A 24804-nucleotide genomic window follows, 5' to 3' on the forward strand; every position below is an offset into this window, starting at 1 on the left:
CGCCAGTCAGTGCTTTTTCTTGTGCTGGTCGGCGGGGTGTTTTGGCTCGCCCGCATGGGTGCCCGTCCAGGCGGGCGGGTCACTTGCCGGGAAGGTTTCCTCGCCGGTCTCGTCGACGATGTCGTTCTTCTTCGGCGAAGGTTTCTTCTTGTCGGAGTTCGGCATTGGAACCTCCTTCTCTCATCGAAATGAGATAGGGCATTGTTCCGCGCTTTTCAGCCCATGACGAGAGCCAAAATGCGCTCCACGATGGCGCCGCCGAGCCAGGAGCCGAGCGGCAGCGCGAGATAAAGCCCGAAGCGGAAGACAGTCGGCATGTCGAGCGGCCATTCGCGCGCCTTTTCGACACGTCCTTCGAGCGCGAGAAGTGCGGAAAGCCGCGGCGCAGCACGATCGCTTTCGGCGCCCTGGCTATCAAAGACGGCGCGCGTCTCGAAGATCTCGCGGCGAAGCCGTGCAAGCTCGACCTTTTTTGCATTGTCGATGAGCCTGTGCACACGCCACATGGGCCAAGCGAAAACGATGGTCGCGCTTGCGACGAGCCCGGCTATCAATGGCAGGAACAGCTCCGTCGAGCGCTGGCCGAGAAGAAGAAGTAACACGATGGTGCCGGTAAGAAGCCAGGGAAGCGCGCCGCGCAGCGCGATACGTCCGAAACCGTCGAGTTTCGATATGTCGAGAAGGTCGATCGCCACGCGGTGATCGAGGTCACGCACAAAGACCGAGGTATCCATGCGCAGGAAGGAGAGGCTGCGGAAAATCTCCGTGAAGAGGCCGAGCGTCATGACGAAGAACCAGGCATTGGTCAGCGTCATGTTGGAAGGCCAGACCACCTGCCCATCGGGGCGATAGACGATCGTATAAAAAACAAAGCCCGCCGCCGCACCAATAAGGCCGAAGAACGCGGCGCGGCGATGCGCGACGCGCGTCGGCCCGCGCTCAAGTTCGGCGAGCCTTTCGACACTCATCGAAACGCCGAGCTTCGAAAGCTTCCAGGCTTCCGCCAGATTGGCGCTCCGGGTGTACTGGCCAAGGCTGATGATGGTCCACCAGAGCAGCGACATACAGAGTGCAGTCCACGCGTCGGATGAAAGCGTCGGATCGCCCGCGCGGTCGATGACAATGTTGAGGCCGTTCCAGAGCGCGCAGGACATGAAGCTCAGATAGAGCAGCACCGCAATGGCGGCGCCCGTCCAGAACAGATTGAGGGGCGAGGCAAGCACAAGCCGCGTCTCCCAGCCGAAGCTCCGGTCTTCTCCCTTTTTGCTCACGAATCCCCCGCCACGCTCTCGCTCAATGCGCCTCGTCCCAATTGTTCGCCGCGCGCGCCTCGACGTCGAGCGGCACGGATAGTTTGACCGCAGGCTCCGCAGCATCTGCCATCACCTTCGAAACGAGCTTGCAGGTCGCTTCCGCCTCGTCGTCGGGAGCCTCGAAGATCAGTTCGTCATGCACCTGAAGCAGCATGCGCGCCGAGAGCCTCGCGTCGCGCAGCGCGTCGGGCATGCGGATCATGGCGCGGCGGATGATGTCAGCGGCGGCGCCCTGAATGGGGGCGTTGATGGCGGCGCGCTCGTTGAAGGCGCGCTCGGCCGGGTTCTTCGAGTTGATGGCGGGCAGATGCACGCGGCGGCCGAAGATCGTCTCGACGAAGCCATGCGTATGCGCCTGCTCCTTGGTCGCCTCCATATAGGCGCGAATGCCGGGGAAGCGCTTGAAATAGCGGTCGATATATTCGCCCGCCTCCTGACGCGGAATGCCGAGCTGGTTCGCGAGACCGAAAGCCGAAATGCCGTAGATGATGCCGAAATTGATCGCCTTGGCGCGGCGACGCACCGATGGATCCATTCCCTGGACCGGCACGCCAAACATTTCGGAGGCCGTCATGGCGTGAATGTCCATGCCTTCCGCGAAGGCCTTCTTCAACGCGTCGATATCGGCGATGTGCGCGAGAAGACGCAACTCGATCTGGCTATAGTCCGCCGAGATGAGCTTGTTGCCTTTTTCCGCGACGAAAGCCGTGCGGATCTTGCGGCCATCCTCGGTGCGAACCGGGATGTTCTGCAAGTTCGGATCGCTCGACGAAAGTCGGCCCGTGGACGTCGCGGCGAGTGAATAGCTCGTATGGACGCGGCCCGTCTCGGGATGGATGAAAGAAGGAAGCGCGTCGGTATAGGTGCTTTTCAGCTTCGACAGCCCGCGCCAGTCGAGTACACGGCGCGGCAGATCGTGGCCTTGCGCGGCGAGCGCTTCGAGCGCGTCGGCGTCGGTCGACCAGGCGCCGGTCTTGGTCTTCTTGCCGCCTTCATGGCCCATCTTGTCGTAGAGGATTTCGCCGAGCTGCTTGGGCGAGCCGATGTTGAAGCGGTGGCCCGCGAGTTCGTAAATCTCCTCCTCGTATTGCGCCATCTTCTGCGCGAAATCTCCGGAAAGCCGCGCCAGCACATTGCGATCGACCTTGATGCCTGCGCGTTCCATATCGACGAGAACGGGCACGAGCGGACGCTCCAGCGTTTCGTAAACGGTCAGGCGATGCTCGGCGACGAGGCGCGGGCGCAGCACATGAAAAAGGCGGAGCGTCACATCTGCATCTTCGGCGGCATAGGCCACCGCCTTGTCCACCGTCACCTGATCGAACGTCACCTGCGCCTTGCCGCTCCCTGCGACTTCCGAATAGGGAATCGGCTTGTGGCCGAGATGAAGCTCGGAAAGCTCGTCCATGCCGTGACCGTGGAGTCCGGCGTCGAGCGCATAGGACATGAGCATCGTGTCGTCATGCGCAACAAGCGTCAGACCATGCTGCGCAAAGACGGTGAGGTCATATTTGAGGTTCTGGCCAACCTTGAGGATCGAGGGATCTTCAAAGAGAGGCTTCAGCGCGGCGAGCGCGTCGCGCATGGGAATCTGCGCCTGCATCGCCGAATTGTCGAGATCGAGACTGCCGCCGCTCCCATGCTGCAGTGGCACATAGCAGGCAAGGCCCGGCTCATAGCAGAGCGAGAAGCCGACGAGGCGCGCCTGCATCGGGTCGAGCGAGTCCGTTTCCGTATCGACGGCGACAATGCCTGCCTCACGCGCCCGCGCGATCCACGCCTGCAACTCGGCAAGCGTCGTCACGGCGACGTGCCGTGCATCCTTGAACGGCGCGTCGAGTCCCGCAAGCGTGGCCCCTGGAACGCCGCCCACCTGCGACGGCGTTGCTTCGGCGCGGGCGGGCTTTTCTTCGGCAGCAGGATGCGATGGATGCTCGCCCGCAGGCGCGACCTTCTCGACATCGACCCCGAAACGTTCGCCGACGCGGCGCGTCAGCGTCGTGAATTCCATGTCCTTCAGGAAGGCGATGAGCTTTTCGGGATTGGGGTCGTGAATGCCCATCTCCTCGACGGGAACATCGATCGGCACGTTCTGATCCAGCGTGACGAGCTTCTTCGAGATGAGTGCGAGTTCGGCATTCTCGATCAGATTCTCGCGGCGCTTCGGCTGCTTGATCTCGGAGGCGCGTGCGAGCAGCGTTTCGACATCGCCATATTGATTGATGAGTTCTGCCGCCGTCTTGATGCCGATGCCCGGAACGCCCGGCACATTGTCGACGCTGTCGCCCGCCAGCGCCTGCACATCGACAACCTTTTCCGGCGGTACGCCGAATTTCTCGATCACTTCGGCGTGGCGGATCGTCTTCATCTTCATGGTGTCGAGCATGTCGACATCGTCGGAGACGAGCTGCATCAGATCCTTGTCGGAGGAAACGATGGTGACGCGCGCGCCCGCTTCCCGCGCAAGCCGCGCATAGGTGGCGATGAGGTCGTCGGCCTCATAATTCAGCATCTCGATCGAGGGCACGGAGAAGGCGCGTACCGCGTCACGCACCAGAGCGAATTGCGGACGCAGGTCTTCCGGCGGCTCGGGGCGCTGCGCCTTGTAAAGCGGGTAGAGGTCGTTGCGAAAGGTCTTGCCCGAGGCATCGAAGATGACGGCGAGATGGGTCGGCTCGAACTCGTCCTTCGTGTCCTCGATGAGCTTGTAGAGCATGTTGCAGAAGCCCGCGACGGCGCCGGTGGGCAGGCCGTCGGACTTGCGCGTCAGCGGCGGCAATGCGTGATAGGCGCGGAAGATGTAGCCGGACCCGTCGACCAGAAAGAGATGGTCGCCCTTCTTCAGGGGTCTTTCCGCCGCTTTTTCTGCCGGTCCGCTCTTCGCCACGCCGATTGCCTTCCTATATTCACTCCGGAGGGTCGCATCATAGCGCCTCCCGCCAGAGCCCAAAGCACTGGATTTGACCCCGTTCAACGGCCGGTGCTACCAGTGTCGGGCCGATACATAAAGAGCCGCCAATGGCCGAAATCCTGCCGACAGAGTCCTTGCCTTCCAGAGCCATGACCAGTCCGGGCGCACCCTCGCCGGAAACGTCCGCGCCTTGTGCGATCGAGGTCCGGTCCTTGCGCAAGATCTACAAGGCGAGCAACGGCCAGCCGGCCAAGGAAGCGCTGAAAGGCATAGACATTTCCGTGCCGCAGGGCTCGATCTTCGGCCTTCTCGGCCCCAATGGCGCCGGCAAATCGACGCTCATCAACATTCTCGCCGGCCTCGTCGTCAAGACCTCGGGCACAGCCTCTGTCTGGGGCTTCGACATCGACGACAATCCGCGCCAGGCGCGGGCCTCCATCGGCATCGTGCCGCAGGAACTCAACATCGACCCGTTCTTCACGCCCGCCGAGGCGCTGGAGCTTCAGGCGGGCCTTTACGGCGTGCCCAAGCGCGAGCGGCGGACGATGGAAATCCTCCGCGCCATGGGGCTCGAAGACAAGGCCGATGCCTATGCGCGAACGCTTTCGGGCGGCATGCGGCGGCGCCTGCTGGTCGCCAAGGCGATGGTTCACAATCCGCCGGTGCTGGTCCTCGACGAACCCACCGCCGGCGTCGACATCGAACTGCGCAAGCAGCTCTGGGATTACGTCAAGCACCTCCATGCCAATGGCACGACCATCGTGCTGACGACCCATTATCTCGAGGAAGCGCAGGAGCTCTGCGACACCATCGCCATCATCGACAAGGGCGAGGTGGTCGCCTGCGAACCGACGCAGGCGCTGATTGGCCGCGTCACCGACAAGAAGCTCATCATCCGCACCGTCTGGCCGGTGACGGCCGAGAATGCGGCGATCGAGGGACTCAGAACCGAGATCACGCCGAGCGGCGCGCTCGCCATCCTCTACAATCCGGTCGAGGCCGGCGTGATGGACATTCTCGATCGCGTACGGGCGAGCGGAATGGAGATCGTCGATATCTCGACCGAGGAATCGGACCTCGAAGATGTATTCCTGCAACTGACCGGAACAAAGCGCGCCCAGGGCGCCTGACGGCACCCCCGCCCTTCAGGCCGACGCGCGCTTCACCAATTCGCCCATCGCCATTTCGACCCGTGCGCCGGCGAGCGTCAGCGGCATGAAGACGGCCTCGATCTCCGTTGGTCCCTGCTCCTCGTCGAAAACCGCCTGTCCATGAAGCCGCAAGGGGCGGCGCAGCTCGCAGACGACGCCCAGCACCTTGGCCAGCGCCGACGATGCCTTTTCGGGCAGCCCCTCATCGAGCGTCCGGCCCGTGAAGTCGGCGGCGAATAGCTCGTTCAGCGCCGTCCCCATCAGCCTCACGTGAAAATGGGCCGGGCTCACCGCCGGAGGCTCCGCCCCGATCAGAAAGACCGAGGGCAGATGGCTCACGATCTCGGCCGGGCTCACATCGGCCCGGGCCGGCATGGCACGGCCCGCCCTCTTGCCATTCCAGTAGGACAGCAATTCGCGCAGCCTCGAGTCCTGGAGGTCGAGAAGCGGATCGAGAAATATATCGAAAGGAGAAAGCCGCAAATGCGCAGACATCAAAGCCCCAGACCCACGCCGGCAGCCCCCCGGCGGCCGTTCAAACCCGGCGTCGGGTATAGATCAATTCGCATGGCGGTCCAAGCGGGGCCGGATTGGCCGATTGTCATGCCCGCCGCTTTCCTCTAGTTTGCGCCCAATCGCGCGGGGTCAGCCCCGCCCGGGCACCCGTAGCTCAGCTGGATAGAGCGCTGCCCTCCGAAGGCTGATGTCAAGGGGATTTGGCTTGGAAGAAAGTGGAAAAAAGCAACTAGTTTCAGTAGGTTGAGAGCCTTTCGGTGAGTTACCCGATCTGAAAAAATCTTCGCGTAAGCACCGCGTAAGCAGTTTTCGGAGAACGGCGGCGAACGAGCGCGTAGCGAAGCGTGCGCCAGCACGGCGGTTTCAGCGTTCGGAATGAGAGGCTCGATTGAAGTTGTCCGAGTCCGTTGACCTCTGAAGGTCGGACGGGCTAGGCGAATGAGAGATGCACCCGTAGCTCAGCTGGATAGAGCGCCACCCTCCGAAGGTGGAGGCCACAGGTTCGAATCCTGTCGGGTGCGCCATCTCTGACATGAGAGATTGGACGTTTGCTGGCGCCGCGCATTGCGGCGCCTCTCCCTGAGGACCGTTGCTTGTCCTATCCATCCTTTGCGCCAGGACGGCGCGGCCGAAGGCGAAGCCTTGGCTATGATCGGTGTCCTCAACATGTGGAAGAACCCAGATCGTCGACCGACCGATCCGCGCCCTGTCGCGCGAGCGGCGATGGGGTTCGTGGATCTGGCTGGTAAGGTGGTCGGAGTCAAAGATCGCCCCGACTTCGGTCGGTTGGTCCCCATCTGAAGATGCTCAGCAAAACGACCGTCCTACAGAACGCGGCCAGCCCAGTGACGGATGACGCCGCGAACAAGGTGACTGAGCTCTACGTGGCCTGCCTCGCGATGACCTTCGGCTCCAACATCGCGCTCGACCACCCGGTCAATTCCAAGGGCGACAACCCGGACGTGATGTTGGATTTCCGCGGCCTGCCCGAGGCAGAAGTGGGCGGTCTCGCTCACGGCTAGCTCCCGGAAGAGACATGAGCTTGATAGACTTGGGCCGGGCCTGAACCCTATCGATCCTGGCGGCAGTTCGATCTGTGCGAATTAGGGGCTTAGCTCGCCATCTCAACCAGCTGAAAGCCCAAAGAAGTGGAAAAAGCGAAAGTTCCGCAAGTTCGGCATAACCGGGATAGAGTAAGCCTGAACAGGCTTCAGCACGATGTCATCAAATGCCCTTTCGTCCCGATCGCTTCCTGACTCGACTCGAGCGGTTGCGCCGGCTCCGGCGCAGACCGTGGATCGGCTACGGCGTGGCAATCGTTGCCGTCGGGGCTTCCATCCTTGCGGGCATGGCGGCAAGCGAACTGCTAGCCGCCGGTCCGTTCCTCATCTTTTGTTTGGCGATCATACTTGCCGCGACCATCGGAGGCCCACGAGCCGGCGTGTTGGCCGCGATCACATCCAGCTTCGCGGTAGACTACTTTTTCCTTTCGTCGCCCCACGCCTGGACGTTCACGCCGTCCGCTTTGATGCCGCTTGCTTTGTTTGGGATCGTGGCCTTCATGCAAGTCGGGCTGGTGAGCCTCCTCGACAGGGCGATCGATCGGCTGTGGAGGCAAGCCGACAACATTCGATTCGTCCTCGACGCTGAACCGACCGGCGTAATCGCCGTGGATGAAGCTGGCCTTGTTCAATTGGTCAACAGGGCCGTCGAGCAACAGTTCGGCTATCTACGCAGCGAGCTCTTGGGGCAATCGGTCGACATACTTCTGCCCAAGGAGCTGCGTGACGGGCATTCGAAATTGCGGGCGACTTTTCTTCAAAACCCAGAAACCCGACCGATGGGCGTCGGTCGCGATCTGCAGGGCCGTCACAAGGACGGAACGACAATGCCGGTCGAGGTCGGGCTGAACCCTTTCGAACGGGATGGCCGCCGCGGGGCTCTGGCGACGGTCGCCGACATCAGCGAGCGCAAGGCCATCGAGCGGCGCCAGCAGGTATTGATGGACGAGGTTCGCCATCGCGGTCGCAATCTGCTCGCCGTCGTCCAGGCGATCGCTATGCGAACGATGACCGACGACCGGACCGTCGCTCAGGCGCGCAAACAATACCTAGCCACCATTCAAGCGCTGGCTCGCACCCACGACCTGTTCCTGGCGACCACCACCGCGCCGCTCGCCAGCATCGTCAAGGGAGAACTCGCTCCGTTCGCAGACCGCGCGACTATCGAGGGGTGCGACGTCATGCTTTCCCAGACCGCGGCCCAGGATTTCGCGCTCATCGTTCACGAGTTGACAACGAACGCAGTCAAGCATGGCGCCCTGTCGGCTCCGGAGGGTGTCATTGCGGTTTCCGGCCACCAAGATGGCGAACATCTGAGGTTCGTCTGGGAGGAGTCCGGAGGACCGCCGCCGAAGCAACCGACGCGACAAGGCTTCGGCCACACGATCCTCAATGACGTCGCACATGGATTCTGCATCCATGTCAGCGTCGACTACCGTCCCGAAGGTCTGCGATACGAGCTCGAGGCTGAGCTCGGACGGGTCACCAATTTGGTAGAACTTTCCATCGGGCGAACCCCGACTTGAATTCGCCTCACGGCCGCTCCAAGGGCTGAGGTGGTCCCGGTTTCTGAGACAGCCTGGTAGGTGGATTTGATGAAGAGGACAATCCACCATGAGGACACGTAGACGGTTCACGGCTGAGTTCCTGTTTCGTCCGACGACGCACCTCATGAAGCTGATGGAATGATGTGGGAGATGCTGCAAGGGGGCGACACGGAAGCGCATGTCGAGTTGGCGTCAGCGCATCGGTCACATGTCGGGGAAGGCACTATAGCATGGTAACGAAGCCTGACCCTCGCGCCGCAGCGTGTGGGTACGGAAGCTGATCACGGTAATCGTGTGCTGGCAGGATGCTGAACTTGCGGCGGGTGCGGATGTCAGCTGATGCGCGGCGAAACCAACATTGGCCCGTAGATGGCGGCGAACAGTAGGAAACTCATCACCCATAGCAAAGCTGAGAGATCGAGCACGGGCACAGCGTATGAGACTGCAAACGCGGCCGCGATTCTCGAGAGACCCGCAACCGTGATCATTGCATAGATTAGCGTCGTGACTCGGTCGGCTTCGAGCGCGCGGCCGGTGTGTCCGCGCGCCACGCGCGTCATGACGGCGAGCACCATCGTGCCGATGGCCCCGGCTGTGAATGCGTGGATCGCCGCTGCTTCCGGCACTATGTTCGTCAGCAGGCTGGCGCCGAGAAACGCGGCTCCCAAAATCACCCAGGCATATCCCACGTGCAGGATCGCGAGCAGTGGCTCGGCGATGGTCGCGAAGCCACGCCAACGGCAGAGCCGCCAGAGATTGAGCACGGCACCCGCTACTAGGATCGCGCCGACCGGCTTCGAGGTGGGAAAAATTGCCCAGCCGAGAAGACCGGTATGGAGGACCGCAAGTGCGAGACGGTCGATCACGTCACGCGCGGCGGGAAGCACGGTGACGCCGCGCTTCACCAGCCAGTTGCGGGTGAAGGCCGGAATGATGCGGCCGCCAATCGCCGAAATGAGCGCGATGATGGCGACGATTCCGAGGCGCCATCCGAGACCCGCCCGCAGGTCGTACCCCGCGAGTTCAAGATACATAAGCAGGTTTGCGATAGCGAGCACGGCAATCGGGACCGGCATGATCAGGTTGCGCCAGTTTCGCGCCGCGACGATCTCGCGCGTCGCGACGGCACAGAGCATGACGGGAAAGGCCAGATCGGCTGCGGCGGCCATCCAGAGCGGCATTGTTGCCGACACGAGGCAGGCGATGCGACCGAGCAGCCAGAGCAGGACCAGCGCAATCAGCCGCCCGCCTTGGATCGGCGGGCGGCCGGTCCAGTTGGGAATCGCGGTCAGCATGAAGCCGGCAATCGCCGCTGGCACGAAGCCGAACAGCATGGCGTGGATATGCCAGGAAAGCGGATCGAAGCGGCTTGGCAATATGCCGCCGGTCATGAAGACGACGATCCATAAAGCGAGCGCCAGCGCCGCCCAGATTGCCGCCGCCAGGAAGAATGGCCGAAAAGCCAAGGACCATAAGCTGGCCGGAGGCTTGCTCATCGAAAGGGGCGCCGCTGTGGCCACCATACACCTCGTTCGCTGGTGGATTCTTCTCCGTCGCGGTTCCACCGAGACCGCACTGGCGTCGCGAACAGACACCGCCGCCGCACGGTTCAACAATATGGCGCGAACCGGCGCGAAGGTTTGCGCCAGCGCAACCCTGCTTACGGCGCGATGTCAGTCGGACGCTTCCTCCGAGATTCTTAGAATCTCCGATGGATGACGGATCGTCAGGCGTCGGTCGCGCGTCGTTAGGAAGCCTGCCTTTTCCCAGCTTGTCAGGATGCGGCTGGCAGTATGGAGCGTCGTGCCGGAGATATCCGCCACATCCTTGCGCCGTAGAGGAAACTCGATCGCCGTCCCGTCAATCGTACTATGGCCGGCCTGGTGCGCCAGCCGCAGCAGCGCATGAGCCACGCGCCGTTCCGCACGTTGGGTCGCGAGCTCGCGCACTCGCTCCTGCACCTCCTGCAGGCGCCGCCCGATGATGCGGATGACGTTGACGCCGATCTGCGGGTGACGGTGGATCAGGTCGAGCAGTTCAGCCTCGCTCCAGCTCGCCTCCAGGGTTTCGGCCAACGTAATCGCGTCGGCGGGATAGCGCCCGTCGGTGAATAGCGAAACGGTCCCGAACATTTCGCCGGGTCCGATGAAGCGGATGACGACTTGGGCGCCGTCGCTGCCGGATTGAGTGATGCGCACGCCACCCTCGATCACGGCATGCGCGCGGACCTCTTCATCGCCCTGGCTGAAGATGCGCAAGTCCTTCGATAGCCGCCGCACCCGCGTACGGGCGGCAATCGTCTCAAGCGCCGAGACCGCGAGCCCCTGGAAAAGCTCCATTGCGGCAAGGGTTTGGGGGGCGAGCGCAAAGTCCATCATGGAAATACATTACCTGCCTCCGGCGCGGAAGGGGAGCAGTTTGCTCCAGCGCAAACTCGCGGATCCATGTTCACCGTAAGATTGCGTCAGATCAAAGGGGGGATTTGATGGATGGGTACTTTGAATTGGCGCTCTGAGCCCGGGGCTCGCCCACGCAGAGACGAGTTACCTCGTGACTGACGTCATCGTCGCCCGGGCGTTGCATATCCTCGCCGTCGTCATCTGGATCGGTGGCGTGTCGATGGCGACCACCGTCGTGCTGCCGGCCGTGCGGCGGGGCGATCTCGGCGAGGACCGGATGCGCGCATTTCAGGCGATCGAGCATCGGTTCGTCTGGCAGGCGCGGACGGCTGTCATCCTGGTCGGTTTGACCGGCCTTTACATGACTTGGCGGCTTGACCTTTGGGAGCGGTTCCGCAGCGCCGGCTTCTGGTGGATGCATGCCATGGTCTGTCTTTGGCTGTTGTTCGCCTTTATCCTCTTCATCGCTGAGCCTTTGATTCTGCATCGTCATTTTCGACGATGGGCGAGCAATCGACCGCAGGCGGCCTTCGCCTGGCTGCACCGCGCGCATGGGGTGCTACTGGCGTTGAGTGTCCTGACAATCCTGGGCGCGGTTGCCGGAAGCCATGGATGGTCGATCTTTTGAATAGGTCGGGACTCGGTCACAAGCGGCCGGCCGGGCAAACACGCTGGGAGGACGGGGCATGAACGCTGAGCACGGACTGAAATCATGACATTGGCAGCCGAGCAGATCGACCCGCCGGTCGAAGATCCCGTCAGCAACGTCCTCAAGTGGGTGCTGCTGGTCGTCGCCATCGCCACGTTCGGTCTGCTTGCCTGGGCGACAGTTGAGACCTACCGCACCGCGCCGCCGCAGCCGGACAGTTTCGTCACCGCGAACGGGTCCGTGCTGATGACGGACGACGACATCGTCGCGGGCAAGGGCGGCTTCCAGAAAGCCGACCTGATGGATTACGGTAGCCTCTACGGGATGGGCTCCTATTACGGCGAGGACTACACCGCCTCGACCCTGGTGGCTCTGGGTACGACGACCCAGAACAATGTGGCGCTGGCCACGTTCGGCAAACCATTTGTCGAGCTGACGGCCGATCAACAGGCCTCTGCCACCGCCGCGATGCGCCGCGCGCTGCAAGGCGTCGATCTGACCAAGCCGGAGGTCGTGCTTCCTGGCCCATTGGCCGATGCCCTGGTGACGGTGCGCGACGCACTTGCGAAGTCGTTGAACACCGCCAATCCCGCCAAAGGATGGACGCCAGCCTACAGCCTCGCGCCGCAGCTCGCGGTCAAGACGGCGGATTTCCTGGTGTTCTCCGCACTGACGACGGTGGCGCGTCGGCCTGGCGTGACCTGGTCTTGGACCCAGAACTGGCCCTACGAACCCTTGGTGGGCAACACACCCACGACCAACACCTTCATTTGGACCTGGGCCAGCTTCTGCTTCACCTTCTTCGCCTTCGGCGTGGTGCTGTTCATCTACGAATTCTTCTTGAACAACCCAGACGACGCGCCGATGGACCCGGTGCTGGCGACGTTCCGGCCGCTCACGCCAAGCCAAAGGCGCATAGGCAAGTATTTTCTAGCCGTCGCCGCGCTCCTTCTCGTGCAGATCGGCGCCGGCATCATCATGGCGCATTCCTATTACGATCGGACGAGCTTCTACGGCATCTCCATTAACGACTGGCTTCCCTTCAACTTCCTGCGCGACGTGCATATCCAGGCGCCGATCGTCTGGATTGGCCTGTCTTGGATCGGCGCGGCGCTGTTCCTGGCGCCCGCCATCGCCGGCGGCCAGGAAGCCAAGGGACAGCACTGGCTGGTGGATTTCCTGTTTTGGGTGACGCTGCTCGTCGTCGCCGGGGCGCTGATCGGCGATTATCTCGGCATCATGGGGGTGATCGACCAGAACTGGTTCTGGTTCGGCAACCAGGGCCTCTCCTACATTCAGCTTGGTCGGTTCTGGCAGATCGGCTTCTTCATCGGGCTGGCGCTGTGGAGCCTGCTCGTGATGCGGGCGCTCTGGCCGAGCACGGCGCTCTGGCGGAAGGCGGCCGGACAGTTCTGGACCGGCCGTATCCGCATGGAGCACCTGATCTGGGCGTCCACGATCAACATCGCAGTTCTCTACGTGTTCGGCATGATCCCGCTCACCGGGATCGAGAAGACCTTCACGCTTACCGACTTCTGGCGCTGGTGGGTGGTCCATCTGTGGGTCGAGCAATCGTTCGAGTTCTTCGCCGCCACGATGAGCGCCTATCTCCTGATGTCGGTCGGCTTGGTCTCGCGCAAGCTCGCCGAACGGGCGACCTATTTCGAGATCATCCTGATCTTCCTCGGCGGCGTCATCGGCACCGGCCATCACCTTTATTGGGCCGGCGGTCCTAGCATGTGGGTACCGATGGGGAGCATGTTCTCCTTCATCGAGGTGTTGCCGCTGGTGCTGCTGATCATCGAGGCGATCAATCACTACCGCCTCATCAAGGCGCATCAGGAGTTCAAATACCGGCTGGCCTACACATACGTCATCGGGGCGGCGTTCTGGAATTTCGTCGGCGCTGGCGTGTTCGGCGGCGGCACGCTCAACGCGCCGCTGGTGAACTATTACGAGCACGGCACCTTCCTGACGCTCAACCATGCCCATACCGCGCTGTTCGGCGCGTTCGGCGAACTGGCGATCGGGTTGATCTATTTCTGCCTGCGGTACATCCATGCGGAGCGTCCCGCCTTCAGCGAAAAGCTCGGGCTTTGGGCGTTCTGGCTCTACAATGGCGGGCTGGTGCTGTGGATACTGCTCAACTTCTTCCCAATCGGCTGGGCGCAGCTCGACGCCGTTTATGAGCATGGCCTTGCCTACGCCCGCAGCAGCGCCTTCTACGACACGACGTTGTTCTGGCAATGGATGCGGCTGCCAGGCGATGTGTTGTTTGCGGCCGGCGCGTTGCTGATGGCCTGGGATTTCATCGTCAAGCTGCGGCCGATTTATCCCCTGGTGGTAGATCGTCTGATCTTCCGCAAGCCGTTGCCTACCAGCCCTCAGGCAGCGGAATGACTATCGGCGCATCCTGCGAACCCGACCGGTATCGGAAGAATATGAGGACCACGGCTTATGGCGTTGCATCACGCGAAACCCGGTGAGATCGTCGATCTCACACCGATTGGCGTTGGACTGAAGGAGGCGACAACCGCGGCCATCGTCAAGACCGATCATTTCGAAGCCATTCGACTGGTTGTCCACGCGGGCGACGAAATACCCCAACACAAGGTCTCCGGCGAAATCACGCTGCACTGCCTCGAAGGTCATGTCGAACTCGACGTCCACCCCAGGCCCATCACCTTGCGGACCAATGAGTGGGTCTATCTCGCGGGAGGCGCGCCGCATTCGGTCAAGGCAATCGAGGACACGTCCCTTCTTCTGACAATCTTCCTGGATCACGCTCCAGCGGAAATCGGCTGACCATGGCCCGTGCCGTCTCCGACATCCGCGTCAAACGCGTCTACGATCCGCCGGACAAGGATGATGGCGCGCGCGTGTTGGTGGATCGGCTCTGGCCGCGCGGCCTGGGCAAGGAGCGTGCCGCGCTGACGTTGTGGCTCAAGGAGATCGCGCCAAGCACGGAATTGCGAGAATGGTTCGGTCACGATCCGGCGCGTTGGGCCGAGTTTGGCCACCGCTACCGCGCCGAACTGACGCGAAATGACGAAGCCGTCGCCCAACTCGCCGATTTGTCGAAGCTCGGTCCCCTGACGCTGCTCTACGCCGCGCACGACACGGAGCATAACCAAGCCGTCGCGCTCGCTGCCTATCTGAGCGACCATCTGAAGGACAGGCATGGCCATCATATTGCATAGGCCGGTTTGCGATCTGCTAGGCTGCACCTATCCGATCATCTTGGCCGGAATGGGAGGTGTAGCCCGGTCGGAGCTCGTTGCTGCCGTAACGAAGGCCGGAGGCTTCGGCTTCCTCGGCATGGTGCGCGAGCCGGTGACGCTCATCCGATCCGAGGTAGAAGCTTTGCACGCACAAAACGTGCAACGCTTCGGCGTCAATCTCATCCCCGTGGCGACGGATCGCGCTCTGCTCGACGCCCAGGTCTTAGCGTGCATCGAACTCGGCATCCCGGTCGTCGGTCTGTTTTGGGATGTCCCGCTTCCGCTCGTGCAGCGGCTGCGCGATGCGGGGATCATGGTGGTGTGTCAGGTGGGATCGCTCGCCGAAGCGCGCGCGGCGGAACATGCCGGGGCGCAGGTCCTGATCGTCCAGGGCGTCGAAGCCGGCGGTCATGTCCGTGGCGATGCACCATTGCATGAACTTCTTCCCGCTATAGCGGAGCAGACAAACGTGCCCGTCCTGGCGGCCGGAGGACTCACGGACGGCGCTGACCTCGCCACGGTAATGTCGCTCGGCGCCCAAGGCGGGGTCTTCGGCACCGTGCTGATCGCGACACCGGAATCCTTTGCTCACGATTATCACAAGCAGCGCCTGGTCGATGCTGGCGGCGAAGAAACGGTCCTCACCGACGCCTTCCACATCAACTGGCCGTCAGGTGCGAAGGTGCGCGTGCTGGCGAACAGCGTCACGCGTGGGGAGCGGGGTGATCCATTCTCCAAGGCCCGCACGATCATTGGCGATGAGGCGGGCCGCCCGATCTACCAATTCAGCACGGACTCGCCGCTGCGCGCGATGACCGGCAGGTTCGAGGCGATGGCGCTCTATGCGGGCATGGGCGTCGGCCGGATTACGCAAATCGTCGGCGCGCGGGATCGTGTGCGCGCCATCGCGGCCGAAGCCGCGCGTCTTCTCGATGCAAACGCCACGCTGCCGAAGGAGCGCGCCGAGTTGGCGTCGCCCGCTTGCCGGGCTCACGAGATGGACGACAGCTATATGGGGTTCGCGAGCCGCGAGGAGCTTCTGTCCGCGCTGAACGAACTGCTGGAAGCCGAGCGCGCTGGCGCACGCGTCACGCTGCGCACGGCGGCGGAATCGCCGGCCGAACTGAAGCCGCTCGTCATGGCGATCCATCGCGACGAAGCACGCTGGTGCGGCGTGCTCACCAGGGCGGTCCAGCAACTCGCGGGCGAGCCGTCGGGGAAGACGGGCGCCTTCCATGACAAGGCAATGGCGATCGCGGACATCCCGGCCCGGCTCGCCTTCCTCAATCGCGGCCAGGGCTGGGTCGTGCGCAAGCTCAAGGCGCTGCTGCCGACCATCCGCGACGACGCCATTCACGCCGACCTCACGGCCATGCTCGCGTCGCATGAAAGCAATATCGAGCTTGTCGCGGCCCAACTGCCCACGGCGCCGCATACCGGAGCGCCTCATGAGCGATGACGCGAAGTCGGCGCAGGCCCGTCGAGCTGCCATAACATCTCAGATTCAGGCTGAAACCGGGATCGACGAGGCGATGATCGAACGTCTCGTCCGTGAGTTTTATGTCCGGGTTCGCGATGACGCAGTGCTGGGCCCGGTCTTCGCTGCGAAGATCGACGACTGGGAGCCGCATCTGCAAAAGATGTTTGCCTTCTGGTCTTCCGTTGCACTCATGAGTGGCCGCTATCATGGCCAACCGATGGCCAAGCATCTGCCGCTGCCTATCGACGCGCGGCACTTCGATCGTTGGCTGGCGCTCTTTGCCGAAACCGCGCGGGAGGTCTGTCCACCATCGGCCGCGGAACGCTTTATCCTCTTGTCGCGTCGGGTCGGGGAGAGCCTTGAGCTTGGAATTGCCAATACCCATGGAATACTTCTGAATAAAGGCCAACGATATTTTATAGATGCTGGGAAGTTGACGCCGAGTGATACCTGCGGCTCGGCCGACGACAATCGAGGGATGGACGCCAAATGACGCAAGAGGCCTTACTTCTGTCCCGACTGCAATTCGTGTGGGTAATCGCCTGGCACATTCTGCTACCGGCTTTCACCGTCGGGCTTGCCTCCTTTATCGCGTTCATGGAGGGCTTATACTTCGCGACACGGCGGGAGGCTTATCTCCGCATATCGAGCTTCTGGACGAAGATTTTCTCGGTCTCTTTTGCGATGGGCGTGGTGTCGGGCATCATCATGCCCTTCCAGTTCGGAACAAACTGGAGCCGGTTTTCGGACGCGACCGCCAACATCATTTCACCGCTGCTGGCCTATGAAGGGCTGACTGCCTTCTTTCTCGAAGCTGCGTTCCTTGGCGTCCTGCTGTTCGGGCGCAGCCTCGTCCCGCGCTGGGTGCATTTCTTTGCCGCTCTGATGGTTGCCGCCGGTACCTTGTTTTCGTCCTTCTGGATTCTGGCGGTCAACAGTTGGATGCAAACACCGGCCGGCTATGAATTGGTCGACGGACGATTCTTCCCGAAGGACTGGACGGCGATCATCTTTAATCCGTCCTTTCCATATCGTCTCGCGCACACCGTCACCGGCTTCTACGTGACCACGGGTTTTGTGGTGATCGGCGTTGCCGCGTGGCTGCTGCGAAAGGGGCGCGCTGCGGATGAAGCCAGAACCATGCTGTCGACGACGCTTTGGGTGCTGCTCGCGCTGGTGCCCTTGCAGGTCTTGCTCGGCGATATGCATGGTTTGAACACGCTTGAATATCAGCCGACCAAGCTTGCGGCCATCGAGGCGCATTGGAACAGAGAGGCGCGCGCGCCGTTGGCGCTGTTTGCCATCCCGGACGAGAAGCAAGAGACCAATCGTTTCAGTGTCGACGTGCCGGTGCTGGGCAGCCTGATCCTGACACATGACCCCAACGGGGTTGTTCCCGGCCTCAAGGAGGTGCCGCCCGATCAGCGTCCGCCGGTCGCAATTCCTTTCTTCGCTTTTCGCATCATGGTCGGGATTGGTTTGATCATGCTGGCGGTGGTGATCGCGGGAAATGTCCTGCGCCGCGGCGGACAGCTCTACAGCAGCGCCGTGTTCTTGCGCATCTGCGAATGGGCCGCGCCGCTGGGCTTCATCGCGGTCCTGGCAGGTTGGACCACAACAGAGGTCGGCCGGCAGCCATGGACGGTCTATGGCCTGCTGCGCACCGCGGATTCGGTGTCGCCGTCGCTGACTGGGCTCGATGTCGCACTATCATTCGCCGGATACATCGTAGCCTATCTCATCATGTTCCCGGCGGGCGTGCTGTTGATGGCAAGGATTGTGCGCCGAGGCGTGGGGGCGACTACAACCGAGGGGCCGGTCGAAGGCGGCCGTCCCGATCTGCCGGTGATCGCGCTGCCAGGCGCACGCGAAGAGGGAGGGCGGTCATGATGCCGTTCACGCTCGATCTCGTGCCGATCTGGACGTTCATTCTCGGCGTCGGCGTCTTTCTTTACGTCCTCCTGGATGGCTTCGATCTCGGCGTGGGCATCCTGTTCGGCTTCGCGCCGGATACGCGCTCGCGCAACCTGATCATGAACTCGATAGCGCCCATCTGGGACGGTAACGAAACCTGGCTGATTCTTGGCAGCGTCGGCCTCATGGCGGCGTTTCCGCTTGCGTTTGCGATCATCATTCCCGCCGTCTATTTCCCGATCGCGATTATGCTACTCGCGCTAGTGTTCCGAGGCGTGGCCTTCGAGTTTCGCTATCGGGATGCCGACCACAAGAGTTTCTGGGATCACGGGTTCTCCTGGGGGTCGGTGATCGCGACCTTCGCCCAAGGCATTGTACTTGGTGCGTTCATCCAGGGCTTCAAAGTCGATGGACGTCATTTTGTCGGCAGCAGCTTCGATTGCTTTACGCCGTTTTCGTTGCTGACGGGCTTGGCGCTCGTGTTGGGGTATGCTCTGCTGGGTGCTGGATGGCTCGTGCTCAAGACCGATGGTGATATCCAGTTGACGGCACGCCGTCACGGCCGGACGGCGCTCGTCGGCGTCCTCATCGCTGTTGCCGCTGTCAGCATATGGACGCCGCTCGCCGACCCGGACATAGCCCATCGCTGGTTTTCCTGGCCGAACCTTATCTTCCTAGCGCCCGTTCCCGTCGTCACGGCCGTGATCGCGTTCTTCGTCTGGCGTTCGCTGAGCGGCCAAAGCGAGGCAGGTCCCTTCATAGGCGCGATCGGGCTTTTCCTGATGTCCTACCTCGGCATCGCCATCAGTCTATGGCCGATGATCGTCCCGCATCACTACACCTTGCGTGAAGCCGCATCGTCCCAGAGCACCCAAGCCTTTCTGCTTGTCGGCACTTTGTTCTTGCTCCCGATTATCCTTCTTTATACGGCGTGGTCGTATTGGGTGTTTCGTGGGAAGGTGAGAGCCGATATCGGGTACCATTGAGATGCGGATCGGGACGGACCCGAAAGCAATGCTTACAATTTGAGGGTGCGCCAACCTCGCTAGATTTGCGCCTTGTGGTGCAACGCGGATTAGGTTGGATGCGGGCTCGAAGATGTCGAGCCAACCCACATCCTCTCCTGTCGTGCTCCCAATCGCCACCCGTGCGGATCGCGTGTCACGCCGGCAGACTTGAATTAGCTCCACTCGCTATTAATATATACGACGATATGCTTTAATAGCGGCGAGGCTAATTAAAGGATCGCGCGTGACGGACGGAGAGAACCAAAGGCTCGGCGCCTATGTCGAGACGAGCACGGGAGGCGAGCGCGTGCGCGCCTATGTGCCTGCCCCGCTGCCGCCGAATCCGCCGCTCGAACTCGGACGGTTCATGCAGGTCTACGAACGCGCCATTGCCGCGGTCGGGCGCCTCGACGGCGTAACCACGATCCTGCCCTCGACGCCTTTGTTCCTCTACATGTACGTCCGCAAGGAAGCCCTCCTGTCCTCGCAGATCGAGGGCACGCAATCCTCGCTGTCCGACCTGCTGCTGTTCGAAAATCACGAGGCGCCAGCCGTCGGACTCGACGACGTGACCGAGGTTTCGAACTACGTCGCGGCGATTGAGCATGGCGTCTCCCGGATGCGGGGCGGATTTCCGCTGTCGCTCCGGTTGATCCGCGAAATGCACGCCATCCTGCTCAAGTCGGGCCGGGGCGCAGCGAAGCAACCGGGCGAATTTCGCCGCTCGCAGAACTGGATCGGCGGAACCCGGCCCGGCAACGCCCTGTTCGTGCCTCCGCCGCCGAACCGGCTGGACGAGTGCCTCGATGCGCTGGAGCGCTTCCTGCACAGCGAGGATACGGCGCTGCCCCCGCTCATCCGGGCGGCCCTGGCCCATGTCCAGTTCGAGACGATCCATCCCTTTCTCGACGGCAACGGACGCCTGGGCCGGCTGCTCATCACGCTGATCCTGTGTGAGGCTGGAGTGCTGCGCGAGCCGATCCTCTATCTCAGCCTGTTCCTGAAATCCCGGCGCGACGACTATTACCGGCTCCTGCAGGAGGTCCGGCAGGCCGGGACTTGGGAGACCTGGATGGAGTTCTTCCTGACCGGCGTGGCGGAGACCGCCGAACAGGCTGCCGCGACCGCGCGCGATCTGATCGCCATGTTCGACACCCATCGACAGGAGATCGCCGGCCTCGGCCGAGCGGCTCCGTCGGCGCTCCGGGTCCACGAACTCATGCAGGCCAGCCCGATCGTCACCATCCAGACTGTCTCCCAAAAACTCGCCGTCTCCTTCCCGACCGCCAGCACGGCGCTGGAAAATCTCGCCAAGATCGGTGTCGTGCGCGAGACCACGGGACGGCAGCGCGGCCGGATCTATGCCTATTCGGACTATCTGGCCTTGCTCGACCGCGGCACCGATCCGTTGCCGACCTAAAAAGTTAAGGGCTTCTAAACAGCGGCCGCATAGCGTGGCGGTCGAATTGGTTTCGGGATGGGGAGGCGAAATTTTCTGGGAGGCGGCCCGCTGCGGGCCGACGAAGTGAAGTGTGGACATAGAGCTTCGAGATTTGCGTCTGGCGGTCGTAACGTCACAGTACCGCAGCCTGAGACAGGCGGCGGAAGCCCTGAACATACGCCAATCGACCTTGAGCCGCCGGCTGCACGAGATCGAGCGCCAGCTTGGCGTGGTGTTGTTCGAAAGGACGAATGGCGGCACCCACCTCACCACGGTGGGGCTGGAGTTCGTCGCGAGCGCCAAGCGGATACTCGATGATGTGGACACGGAACTTCGGAGGCTCAGGAGCAGAAGTCGTGGCGAACTTGGCCTATTGACGATCGGCGTTCATGCCTCCCCTTCGGCCGGGAACATGCACGCGACGCTGGTCGAATACCACCGGCGCTTTCCGGATGTGGATGTACGCACCGTCGATGGTAGCCATGATCGGCTGCTTGTTGCTCTCGCGGGAAACGCAGTCGATGTCGCGATCATGACGGGTCATGCGACGGCATGGGACGGCCGGCTGCTTCCGCTTTGGAGTGAGCGGGTGATCGTCGCTTTTCCGGGGCATCATCCGCTTGGCCATAATTCGAGGATTCGTTGGGCGGATCTTGCGAACGAAAAGTTCCTCGTCCCGCAGCAAGGTCCCGGACCAGAGCTTGAGGGGCTGCTCGCTGCGAAGCTCCGTCATGCCATTGGTTCTCAGCATATCATCCATCAGGACTCGTCACTGGACAGACTGCTGAGCCTAGTCAGTGCGAACTATGGCACGCTCTTGATGTTCGAGGGCGCGACGGGGGTGCGCCACGAAGGCGTGGTCTATAGGGAGGTCTGGGACGACGACGGCCCGACCCAGACCAATTTCATGGCGTACTGGCGAGAAGCGAACAGCAATCCCGCCTTGGGATCGTTCCTGGCCATGTTGCACGAACACTATCCCGATTTCTCGGCCGAACCGAAAGCGACCTGACCGCTCCGATCGCGTCGCGCCTTCGCGAACGCGCGGTCGGTCGCCATGAATCGCTCGACCATCGGCACGATGAGCTTCGAGGGGGCGGGAGCCGTTTGGCCAGTCGTCCGGCCGAGCACTTGAGCATAAGCGACAAGATCCCGATGCACGGCAGCGGGCAATTCGATGCTGATCTTGACCGGCTTGTCGTCGGCCAGCGGCCCAAGCTTTAGCTTCGTCATGGATTCCCTCCGTGTCCGTAGGGCGTCAACACCAGATCGCGGGTGACGATGACACGAACCGGGAAGCCCGGGCGGATGGTCAGCGTCGGCTGAATATTGAGCTGGCGCTGAACGATCTGCTGGCCGGTCTGGCTGATGCTGTTCGAGGCGCCGCTGCGGATCGCCTGCACGAGATTGTTCTCGTTCTGGCTGGTGCCGGCTTCGGCGCCGACACTGAGTAGCGTCGACAGCAGGGCGGCCTTGAACAGCATACCCCAATGGTTGTCGACCGCGTCCTCGAGCCCGGCATAGCCTTCCGTGTCGGCGCCAGGCTGGCGCTCCAGCACGATCGACGTGCCGTCCGGCATGATGATGCGGGTCCAGACCAGCAGGATGCGGCTCTGACCGAAGGCGACGGAGCTGTCGTACTGGCCGATCAGCTTCGCACCCTGCGGGATCAGCAGATATTGGCCCGTAGGGCTATCGTAGACCGCCTCCGTCACCTGGGCGGTGATCTGTCCGGGGAGGTCTGAGCGGATGCCGGTGATAAGCGCCGCGGGAATAACCGTTCCCGCCTGTACCACGTAGGGCGAGGCTTTAGCTTCGATCCGATCCGGACTCACTGTACGCTTGTCGGTCGAAGCATTGAGAAATGCCGTCTTGCGGTCCTGCATGTTCTGCGCAGCGCCGGCGTCGACCGGCGGTGTGGGCGTCGGACCCACCGTGGTCCCCGTCGCAGCCGGCGTGGCGAGCCCGACCGGCTGCGGCTGCTGATTGGTCTGGGCGAAGAGACGGCTGAGCCGCGCCGCCTCGATCTCTTGCGCCCTGCGCTGTGCCTCCGGATCAGGCGTCGTCCCGGGAGTCACGGTATTGGGCGCAGCCCCGGCATTGAGGATCGGCTTGCCGAGATCGCCGGGCAGCGGCGGCCCGAGCGGGGGCGCCTGGCGCGGTAGGCCGGTGTAGTCCTTCGGTAGGCCAGCGAGGCCCTCGGCGGAGGGACGGTTCTGCGTGGAAAGCAGCTCCTGGCCGCTCTGCGCCGCGTTGCGAGTCTGGAGCGCGTAGCCGAGCGCGCCCGCGACGGCGAGCGCCGAAACGGCGCCCAGGCCAATCAGCACCCTGCGCGACAAGCGCGTGACGCGCGGCCGTTCGCCCCGAAGCCGCAGATCGGGCGGTACGACGGGCGTCGGCGACGGCGGTTGTTCTTCAGGACCTTTCGCCGTCATGACCGCGGCCTTCCATCGGTGCGGACGATGCGCACGCGCCGCTCGCTATCCTTGTCGCCGAGACGCAATTCGGCGGCTGCGAACAGGCGGTCGACGATGTAATAGTTGCGGTTGACCCGGTAGTTCACCAGCTCGGAGCCGCCGGCCGGTCCGATGACGAACAGTGGCGGCATCTCGCCCTGGGCAATACCGCTCGGGAACTCGATGTAGACCTTGTGCCCGTCGTCGAAGGCGCGCAGCGGGCGCCAGGCCGGATTGTCGCCCTGGATGGCATAACGGAAGTTGATCGAGGCGAGATCGACGCCGCTGGCAATCGGCGCCGCGACGTCGGCCTCCTGGTTCTGCCGCCGAAGCGCGATGAGCTGATCTTCGGGATACTGCCAGGAGACTGAGGCCATGTAGGTCTTCTCGGTCGAGCGCAGCTCGAGGAGGTAGGTCCGCCGATCCGTGTTGATGACCAGATTGGTGAGCAGATCGGGTCTCGTCGGCTTGACCAGGATGTGAACTTTCTTGGTGACGCCCGTGCCGCTCTCGGTATCGCCGATAATCCAGCGCACGGTGTCGCCGGCGGCGACGGGGCCGGAGCCGACGAGCTGCTCGCCGTCCTGCAGCGCGATGTCGGTGATCTCGCCGGGCGCCGTATAGACTTGGTAGAGCGCCCCGCCGGAGAACGGATAGACCTGGACCGCGTTGATGAAGCCGTTACGCACCGGCTGAATCCGCGCGGCTGCGTTGGCCTGGTTGACGCGCACGGTCGGGTCGGCGGCTTCCGGCGTCGGCTTGCCACCGTCGATCGGCTTCAGTTGTCCGGGCAGCGGAAGCAGCTTCGGCAGCTCCACGATCTTGATGGGGGCCGGCGGCTCGACGGTGAGCTTCGCTGGCGCTGCGCTGTCGTAATTGATGTCGGGCGGAATGAAGTTGTGCGCGCAGCCGCCGAGTGCGGTCACGGACATCATCAAAGCCGCGAGGCCGACTTTACGGAAAGCCGCATTTGCTCCTTTCCGGCTTTGCTGAATGACGGAGAAACGCGAAGCCGGACCGCCGGCTTCCATGGAAATCGGCGAGGTCATTGTCCTAGCTCCTTCGACCAGTTGATGGCGGTGACGTAGATGCCGAGCGGGTTCTTGCGGAGCACGTCGGCGGAGGTTGGCGTCTGGATGGCGATGGTGAGAATCGCGGTCCAGCGCGTGTTGTCGGCGAGTGCGCCGTCCTGGTAGCGATGCTCGACCCACTCGATGCGGAAGCTCGAGGGCGAGGCGCGGATCACGCTCGAGACGTCGATGGCGATCTGCTGCTTGCCAAGCTTGGCGAAAGGGTCGTTCGCGCGGGCGTAGTCGTTGAGCGCTTGGGAGCCCGAGGTGGTGGTGAAGTCGTAGGCCTGCAGCCAGTTCTGCCGCACGATGATCGGATCGGCCGGCAGGGCGCGGACCATCTGGACAAAGTGGGCGAGATACCAGGCGATTTGCGGGTCGCTGGGCGTGTAGTCGGCGGCGGCGGGCGCGACGGCCTGCGCCTGGCCGAGCTTGTCGACCTGCACCACCCAGGGGACGATGGTGCCGTGGGTGGATTGCCAGACGAGACCGCTGGCGAGACCCATTGACAGCGCGAGCGAGCCGAAGGCCATCAGCCGCCAGTTCTTCGCCTGCACCCGGGCCGAACCGATGCGGTCGTCCCAAACCTGGGCGGCGCGCTGATAGGGGGTCTCAGGCTCGGGCGTCCGGCCGTAGCGAACCGTGGGGCGGCGGAACAGCGCCATGTC

23 protein-coding genes and 1 tRNA gene are annotated in these 24804 nt (G+C 62.8%); 14 read left to right on the forward strand and 10 right to left on the reverse strand.

Features of this window, described 5'->3' with window-relative positions; all coding sequences use genetic code 11:
* Positions 1 to 6: 6 nt before the first annotated feature.
* Genes ABFC66_RS06115 through polA form a run of 3 tightly spaced genes read right to left on the reverse strand, consistent with a single transcriptional unit; the run spans position 7 to position 4158 of the window.
* A complete protein-coding gene (locus ABFC66_RS06115; RefSeq protein ID WP_346740085.1) occupies positions 7 to 165 on the reverse strand; it encodes a hypothetical protein in 159 nt (52 codons plus the stop codon).
* A 50-nt stretch (positions 166 to 215) separates the two neighbouring features.
* Positions 216 to 1271 carry a hypothetical protein gene (locus tag ABFC66_RS06120; RefSeq protein ID WP_346740086.1) on the reverse strand — a complete coding sequence of 352 codons (1056 nt, stop codon included), beginning with the start codon at positions 1269 to 1271 and terminating at the stop codon, positions 216 to 218.
* 22 nt (positions 1272 to 1293) lie between these two features.
* Entirely contained in the window at positions 1294 to 4158 is a 2865-nt protein-coding gene (gene polA / locus ABFC66_RS06125) for a DNA polymerase I (RefSeq protein ID WP_346740096.1), read from the reverse strand.
* A gap of 278 nt (positions 4159 to 4436) precedes the next feature.
* Here polA and ABFC66_RS06130 point away from each other — a divergent pair, with 278 nt between their 5' ends.
* Positions 4437 to 5354: an ABC transporter ATP-binding protein gene (locus tag ABFC66_RS06130; protein ID WP_346740087.1), complete on the forward strand. Its 918-nt coding sequence runs from the start codon at positions 4437 to 4439 to the stop codon at positions 5352 to 5354.
* A 15-nt stretch (positions 5355 to 5369) separates the two neighbouring features.
* Here ABFC66_RS06130 and ABFC66_RS06135 read toward each other — a convergent pair whose 3' ends face one another.
* Complete coding sequence (locus ABFC66_RS06135; protein WP_346740088.1) at positions 5370 to 5870, reverse strand: PAS domain-containing protein; 501 nt, start codon at positions 5868 to 5870, stop codon at positions 5370 to 5372.
* Between the two features lie 468 nt (positions 5871 to 6338).
* On the opposite strand from ABFC66_RS06135, the gene ABFC66_RS06140 reads away from it, so the two are divergent.
* From ABFC66_RS06140 to ABFC66_RS06150, 3 genes are all read left to right on the forward strand, one after another.
* A tRNA-Arg gene (locus ABFC66_RS06140) sits at positions 6339 to 6415 on the forward strand.
* Positions 6416 to 6760: 345 nt separating this feature from the next.
* Positions 6761 to 6913: a hypothetical protein gene (locus ABFC66_RS06145; RefSeq protein WP_346740089.1), complete on the forward strand. Its 153-nt coding sequence runs from the start codon at positions 6761 to 6763 to the stop codon at positions 6911 to 6913.
* 206 nt (positions 6914 to 7119) lie between these two features.
* Positions 7120 to 8478, forward strand: a complete 1359-nt coding sequence (locus tag ABFC66_RS06150; protein WP_293459805.1) for a PAS domain S-box protein — start codon at positions 7120 to 7122, stop codon at positions 8476 to 8478.
* 353 nt (positions 8479 to 8831) lie between these two features.
* Here the strand turns inward: ABFC66_RS06150 and ABFC66_RS06155 are convergent, their stop codons facing one another.
* Complete coding sequence (locus ABFC66_RS06155; RefSeq protein WP_346740090.1) at positions 8832 to 10019, reverse strand: NnrS family protein; 1188 nt, start codon at positions 10017 to 10019, stop codon at positions 8832 to 8834.
* Positions 10020 to 10172: 153 nt separating this feature from the next.
* Positions 10173 to 10877, reverse strand: a complete 705-nt coding sequence (locus ABFC66_RS06160) for a Crp/Fnr family transcriptional regulator (protein ID WP_293459809.1) — start codon at positions 10875 to 10877, stop codon at positions 10173 to 10175.
* Positions 10878 to 11049: 172 nt separating this feature from the next.
* Between ABFC66_RS06160 and ABFC66_RS06165 the strand changes: the two genes are divergently transcribed.
* From ABFC66_RS06165 to ABFC66_RS06210, 10 genes are all read left to right on the forward strand, one after another.
* Complete coding sequence (locus ABFC66_RS06165) at positions 11050 to 11526, forward strand: hypothetical protein (RefSeq protein WP_293459811.1); 477 nt, start codon at positions 11050 to 11052, stop codon at positions 11524 to 11526.
* Positions 11527 to 11610: 84 nt separating this feature from the next.
* Complete coding sequence (locus ABFC66_RS06170) at positions 11611 to 13947, forward strand: cbb3-type cytochrome c oxidase subunit I (RefSeq protein WP_293459813.1); 2337 nt, start codon at positions 11611 to 11613, stop codon at positions 13945 to 13947.
* 57 nt (positions 13948 to 14004) lie between these two features.
* On the forward strand, positions 14005 to 14352 hold the full coding sequence (locus ABFC66_RS06175; protein ID WP_293459815.1) for a cupin domain-containing protein: 348 nt from the start codon (positions 14005 to 14007) through the stop codon (positions 14350 to 14352).
* Positions 14353 to 14354: 2 nt separating this feature from the next.
* A complete protein-coding gene (locus tag ABFC66_RS06180; protein WP_293459817.1) occupies positions 14355 to 14747 on the forward strand; it encodes a DUF488 domain-containing protein in 393 nt (130 codons plus the stop codon).
* Complete coding sequence (locus ABFC66_RS06185) at positions 14728 to 16227, forward strand: DUF6306 domain-containing protein (RefSeq protein ID WP_293459819.1); 1500 nt, start codon at positions 14728 to 14730, stop codon at positions 16225 to 16227. The genes ABFC66_RS06180 and ABFC66_RS06185 overlap by 20 nt, the downstream gene beginning before the upstream one ends.
* Complete coding sequence (locus tag ABFC66_RS06190) at positions 16217 to 16741, forward strand: group III truncated hemoglobin (RefSeq protein WP_293459821.1); 525 nt, start codon at positions 16217 to 16219, stop codon at positions 16739 to 16741. Before ABFC66_RS06185 ends, ABFC66_RS06190 begins: the two co-directional genes overlap by 11 nt.
* Positions 16738 to 18138: a cytochrome ubiquinol oxidase subunit I gene (locus ABFC66_RS06195; RefSeq protein ID WP_293459823.1), complete on the forward strand. Its 1401-nt coding sequence runs from the start codon at positions 16738 to 16740 to the stop codon at positions 18136 to 18138. The genes ABFC66_RS06190 and ABFC66_RS06195 overlap by 4 nt, the downstream gene beginning before the upstream one ends.
* Entirely contained in the window at positions 18135 to 19148 is a 1014-nt protein-coding gene (gene cydB, locus ABFC66_RS06200; protein WP_293459825.1) for a cytochrome d ubiquinol oxidase subunit II, read from the forward strand. The genes ABFC66_RS06195 and cydB overlap by 4 nt, the downstream gene beginning before the upstream one ends.
* Before the next feature lie 265 nt (positions 19149 to 19413).
* Positions 19414 to 20589: a Fic family protein gene (locus ABFC66_RS06205; protein ID WP_346740091.1), complete on the forward strand. Its 1176-nt coding sequence runs from the start codon at positions 19414 to 19416 to the stop codon at positions 20587 to 20589.
* Between the two features lie 112 nt (positions 20590 to 20701).
* The gene (locus ABFC66_RS06210) at positions 20702 to 21622 is read left to right on the forward strand and encodes a LysR family transcriptional regulator (RefSeq protein WP_293459829.1); all 921 of its coding nucleotides are present in this window, start codon (positions 20702 to 20704) and stop codon (positions 21620 to 21622) included.
* Here ABFC66_RS06210 and ABFC66_RS06215 read toward each other — a convergent pair.
* From ABFC66_RS06215 to trbF, 4 genes are read right to left on the reverse strand one after another with little or no spacing between them, the layout of a single operon-like run.
* A complete protein-coding gene (locus ABFC66_RS06215) occupies positions 21586 to 21843 on the reverse strand; it encodes a DUF2274 domain-containing protein (protein WP_293459831.1) in 258 nt (85 codons plus the stop codon). The genes ABFC66_RS06210 and ABFC66_RS06215 overlap by 37 nt on opposite strands.
* Complete coding sequence (locus tag ABFC66_RS06220) at positions 21840 to 23045, reverse strand: TrbI/VirB10 family protein (protein ID WP_293459833.1); 1206 nt, start codon at positions 23043 to 23045, stop codon at positions 21840 to 21842. The genes ABFC66_RS06215 and ABFC66_RS06220 overlap by 4 nt, the downstream gene beginning before the upstream one ends.
* Positions 23042 to 24115 (reverse strand): P-type conjugative transfer protein TrbG, encoded by a 1074-nt coding sequence (trbG, locus tag ABFC66_RS06225; protein ID WP_346740092.1) that lies wholly within the window; start codon positions 24113 to 24115, stop codon positions 23042 to 23044. Before trbG ends, ABFC66_RS06220 begins: the two co-directional genes overlap by 4 nt.
* Positions 24112 to 24801, reverse strand: coding sequence for a conjugal transfer protein TrbF (trbF, locus tag ABFC66_RS06230; protein WP_293459835.1), 690 nt, complete (start codon positions 24799 to 24801; stop codon positions 24112 to 24114). The genes trbG and trbF overlap by 4 nt, the downstream gene beginning before the upstream one ends.
* Positions 24802 to 24804 lie beyond the last annotated feature (3 nt).

This window comes from Parvibaculum sp., assembly GCF_039680535.1.
In the GTDB taxonomy this organism is placed as follows: Bacteria; Pseudomonadota; Alphaproteobacteria; order Parvibaculales; family Parvibaculaceae; genus Parvibaculum.

What these genes read in the sequence shown, in the direction of transcription:
- ABFC66_RS06220 (WP_293459833.1), bottom strand. Translation starts at nt 23,045, where the DNA reads ATGACGGCGAAAGGTCCTGAAGAACAACCGCCGTCGCCGACGCCCGTC.
- ABFC66_RS06170 (WP_293459813.1), top strand. Translation starts at nt 11,611, where the DNA reads ATGACATTGGCAGCCGAGCAGATCGACCCGCCGGTCGAAGATCCCGTC.
- cydB (WP_293459825.1), top strand. Translation starts at nt 18,135, where the DNA reads ATGATGCCGTTCACGCTCGATCTCGTGCCGATCTGGACGTTCATTCTC.
- ABFC66_RS06190 (WP_293459821.1), top strand. Translation starts at nt 16,217, where the DNA reads ATGAGCGATGACGCGAAGTCGGCGCAGGCCCGTCGAGCTGCCATAACA.
- ABFC66_RS06150 (WP_293459805.1), top strand. Translation starts at nt 7,120, where the DNA reads ATGCCCTTTCGTCCCGATCGCTTCCTGACTCGACTCGAGCGGTTGCGC.
- ABFC66_RS06195 (WP_293459823.1), top strand. Translation starts at nt 16,738, where the DNA reads ATGACGCAAGAGGCCTTACTTCTGTCCCGACTGCAATTCGTGTGGGTA.
- ABFC66_RS06135 (WP_346740088.1), bottom strand. Translation starts at nt 5,870, where the DNA reads ATGTCTGCGCATTTGCGGCTTTCTCCTTTCGATATATTTCTCGATCCG.
- ABFC66_RS06185 (WP_293459819.1), top strand. Translation starts at nt 14,728, where the DNA reads ATGGCCATCATATTGCATAGGCCGGTTTGCGATCTGCTAGGCTGCACC.
- trbF (WP_293459835.1), bottom strand. Translation starts at nt 24,801, where the DNA reads ATGGCGCTGTTCCGCCGCCCCACGGTTCGCTACGGCCGGACGCCCGAG.
- ABFC66_RS06160 (WP_293459809.1), bottom strand. Translation starts at nt 10,877, where the DNA reads ATGATGGACTTTGCGCTCGCCCCCCAAACCCTTGCCGCAATGGAGCTT.
- ABFC66_RS06115 (WP_346740085.1), bottom strand. Translation starts at nt 165, where the DNA reads ATGCCGAACTCCGACAAGAAGAAACCTTCGCCGAAGAAGAACGACATC.
- ABFC66_RS06175 (WP_293459815.1), top strand. Translation starts at nt 14,005, where the DNA reads ATGGCGTTGCATCACGCGAAACCCGGTGAGATCGTCGATCTCACACCG.
- ABFC66_RS06180 (WP_293459817.1), top strand. Translation starts at nt 14,355, where the DNA reads ATGGCCCGTGCCGTCTCCGACATCCGCGTCAAACGCGTCTACGATCCG.
- trbG (WP_346740092.1), bottom strand. Translation starts at nt 24,115, where the DNA reads ATGACCTCGCCGATTTCCATGGAAGCCGGCGGTCCGGCTTCGCGTTTC.
- ABFC66_RS06215 (WP_293459831.1), bottom strand. Translation starts at nt 21,843, where the DNA reads ATGACGAAGCTAAAGCTTGGGCCGCTGGCCGACGACAAGCCGGTCAAG.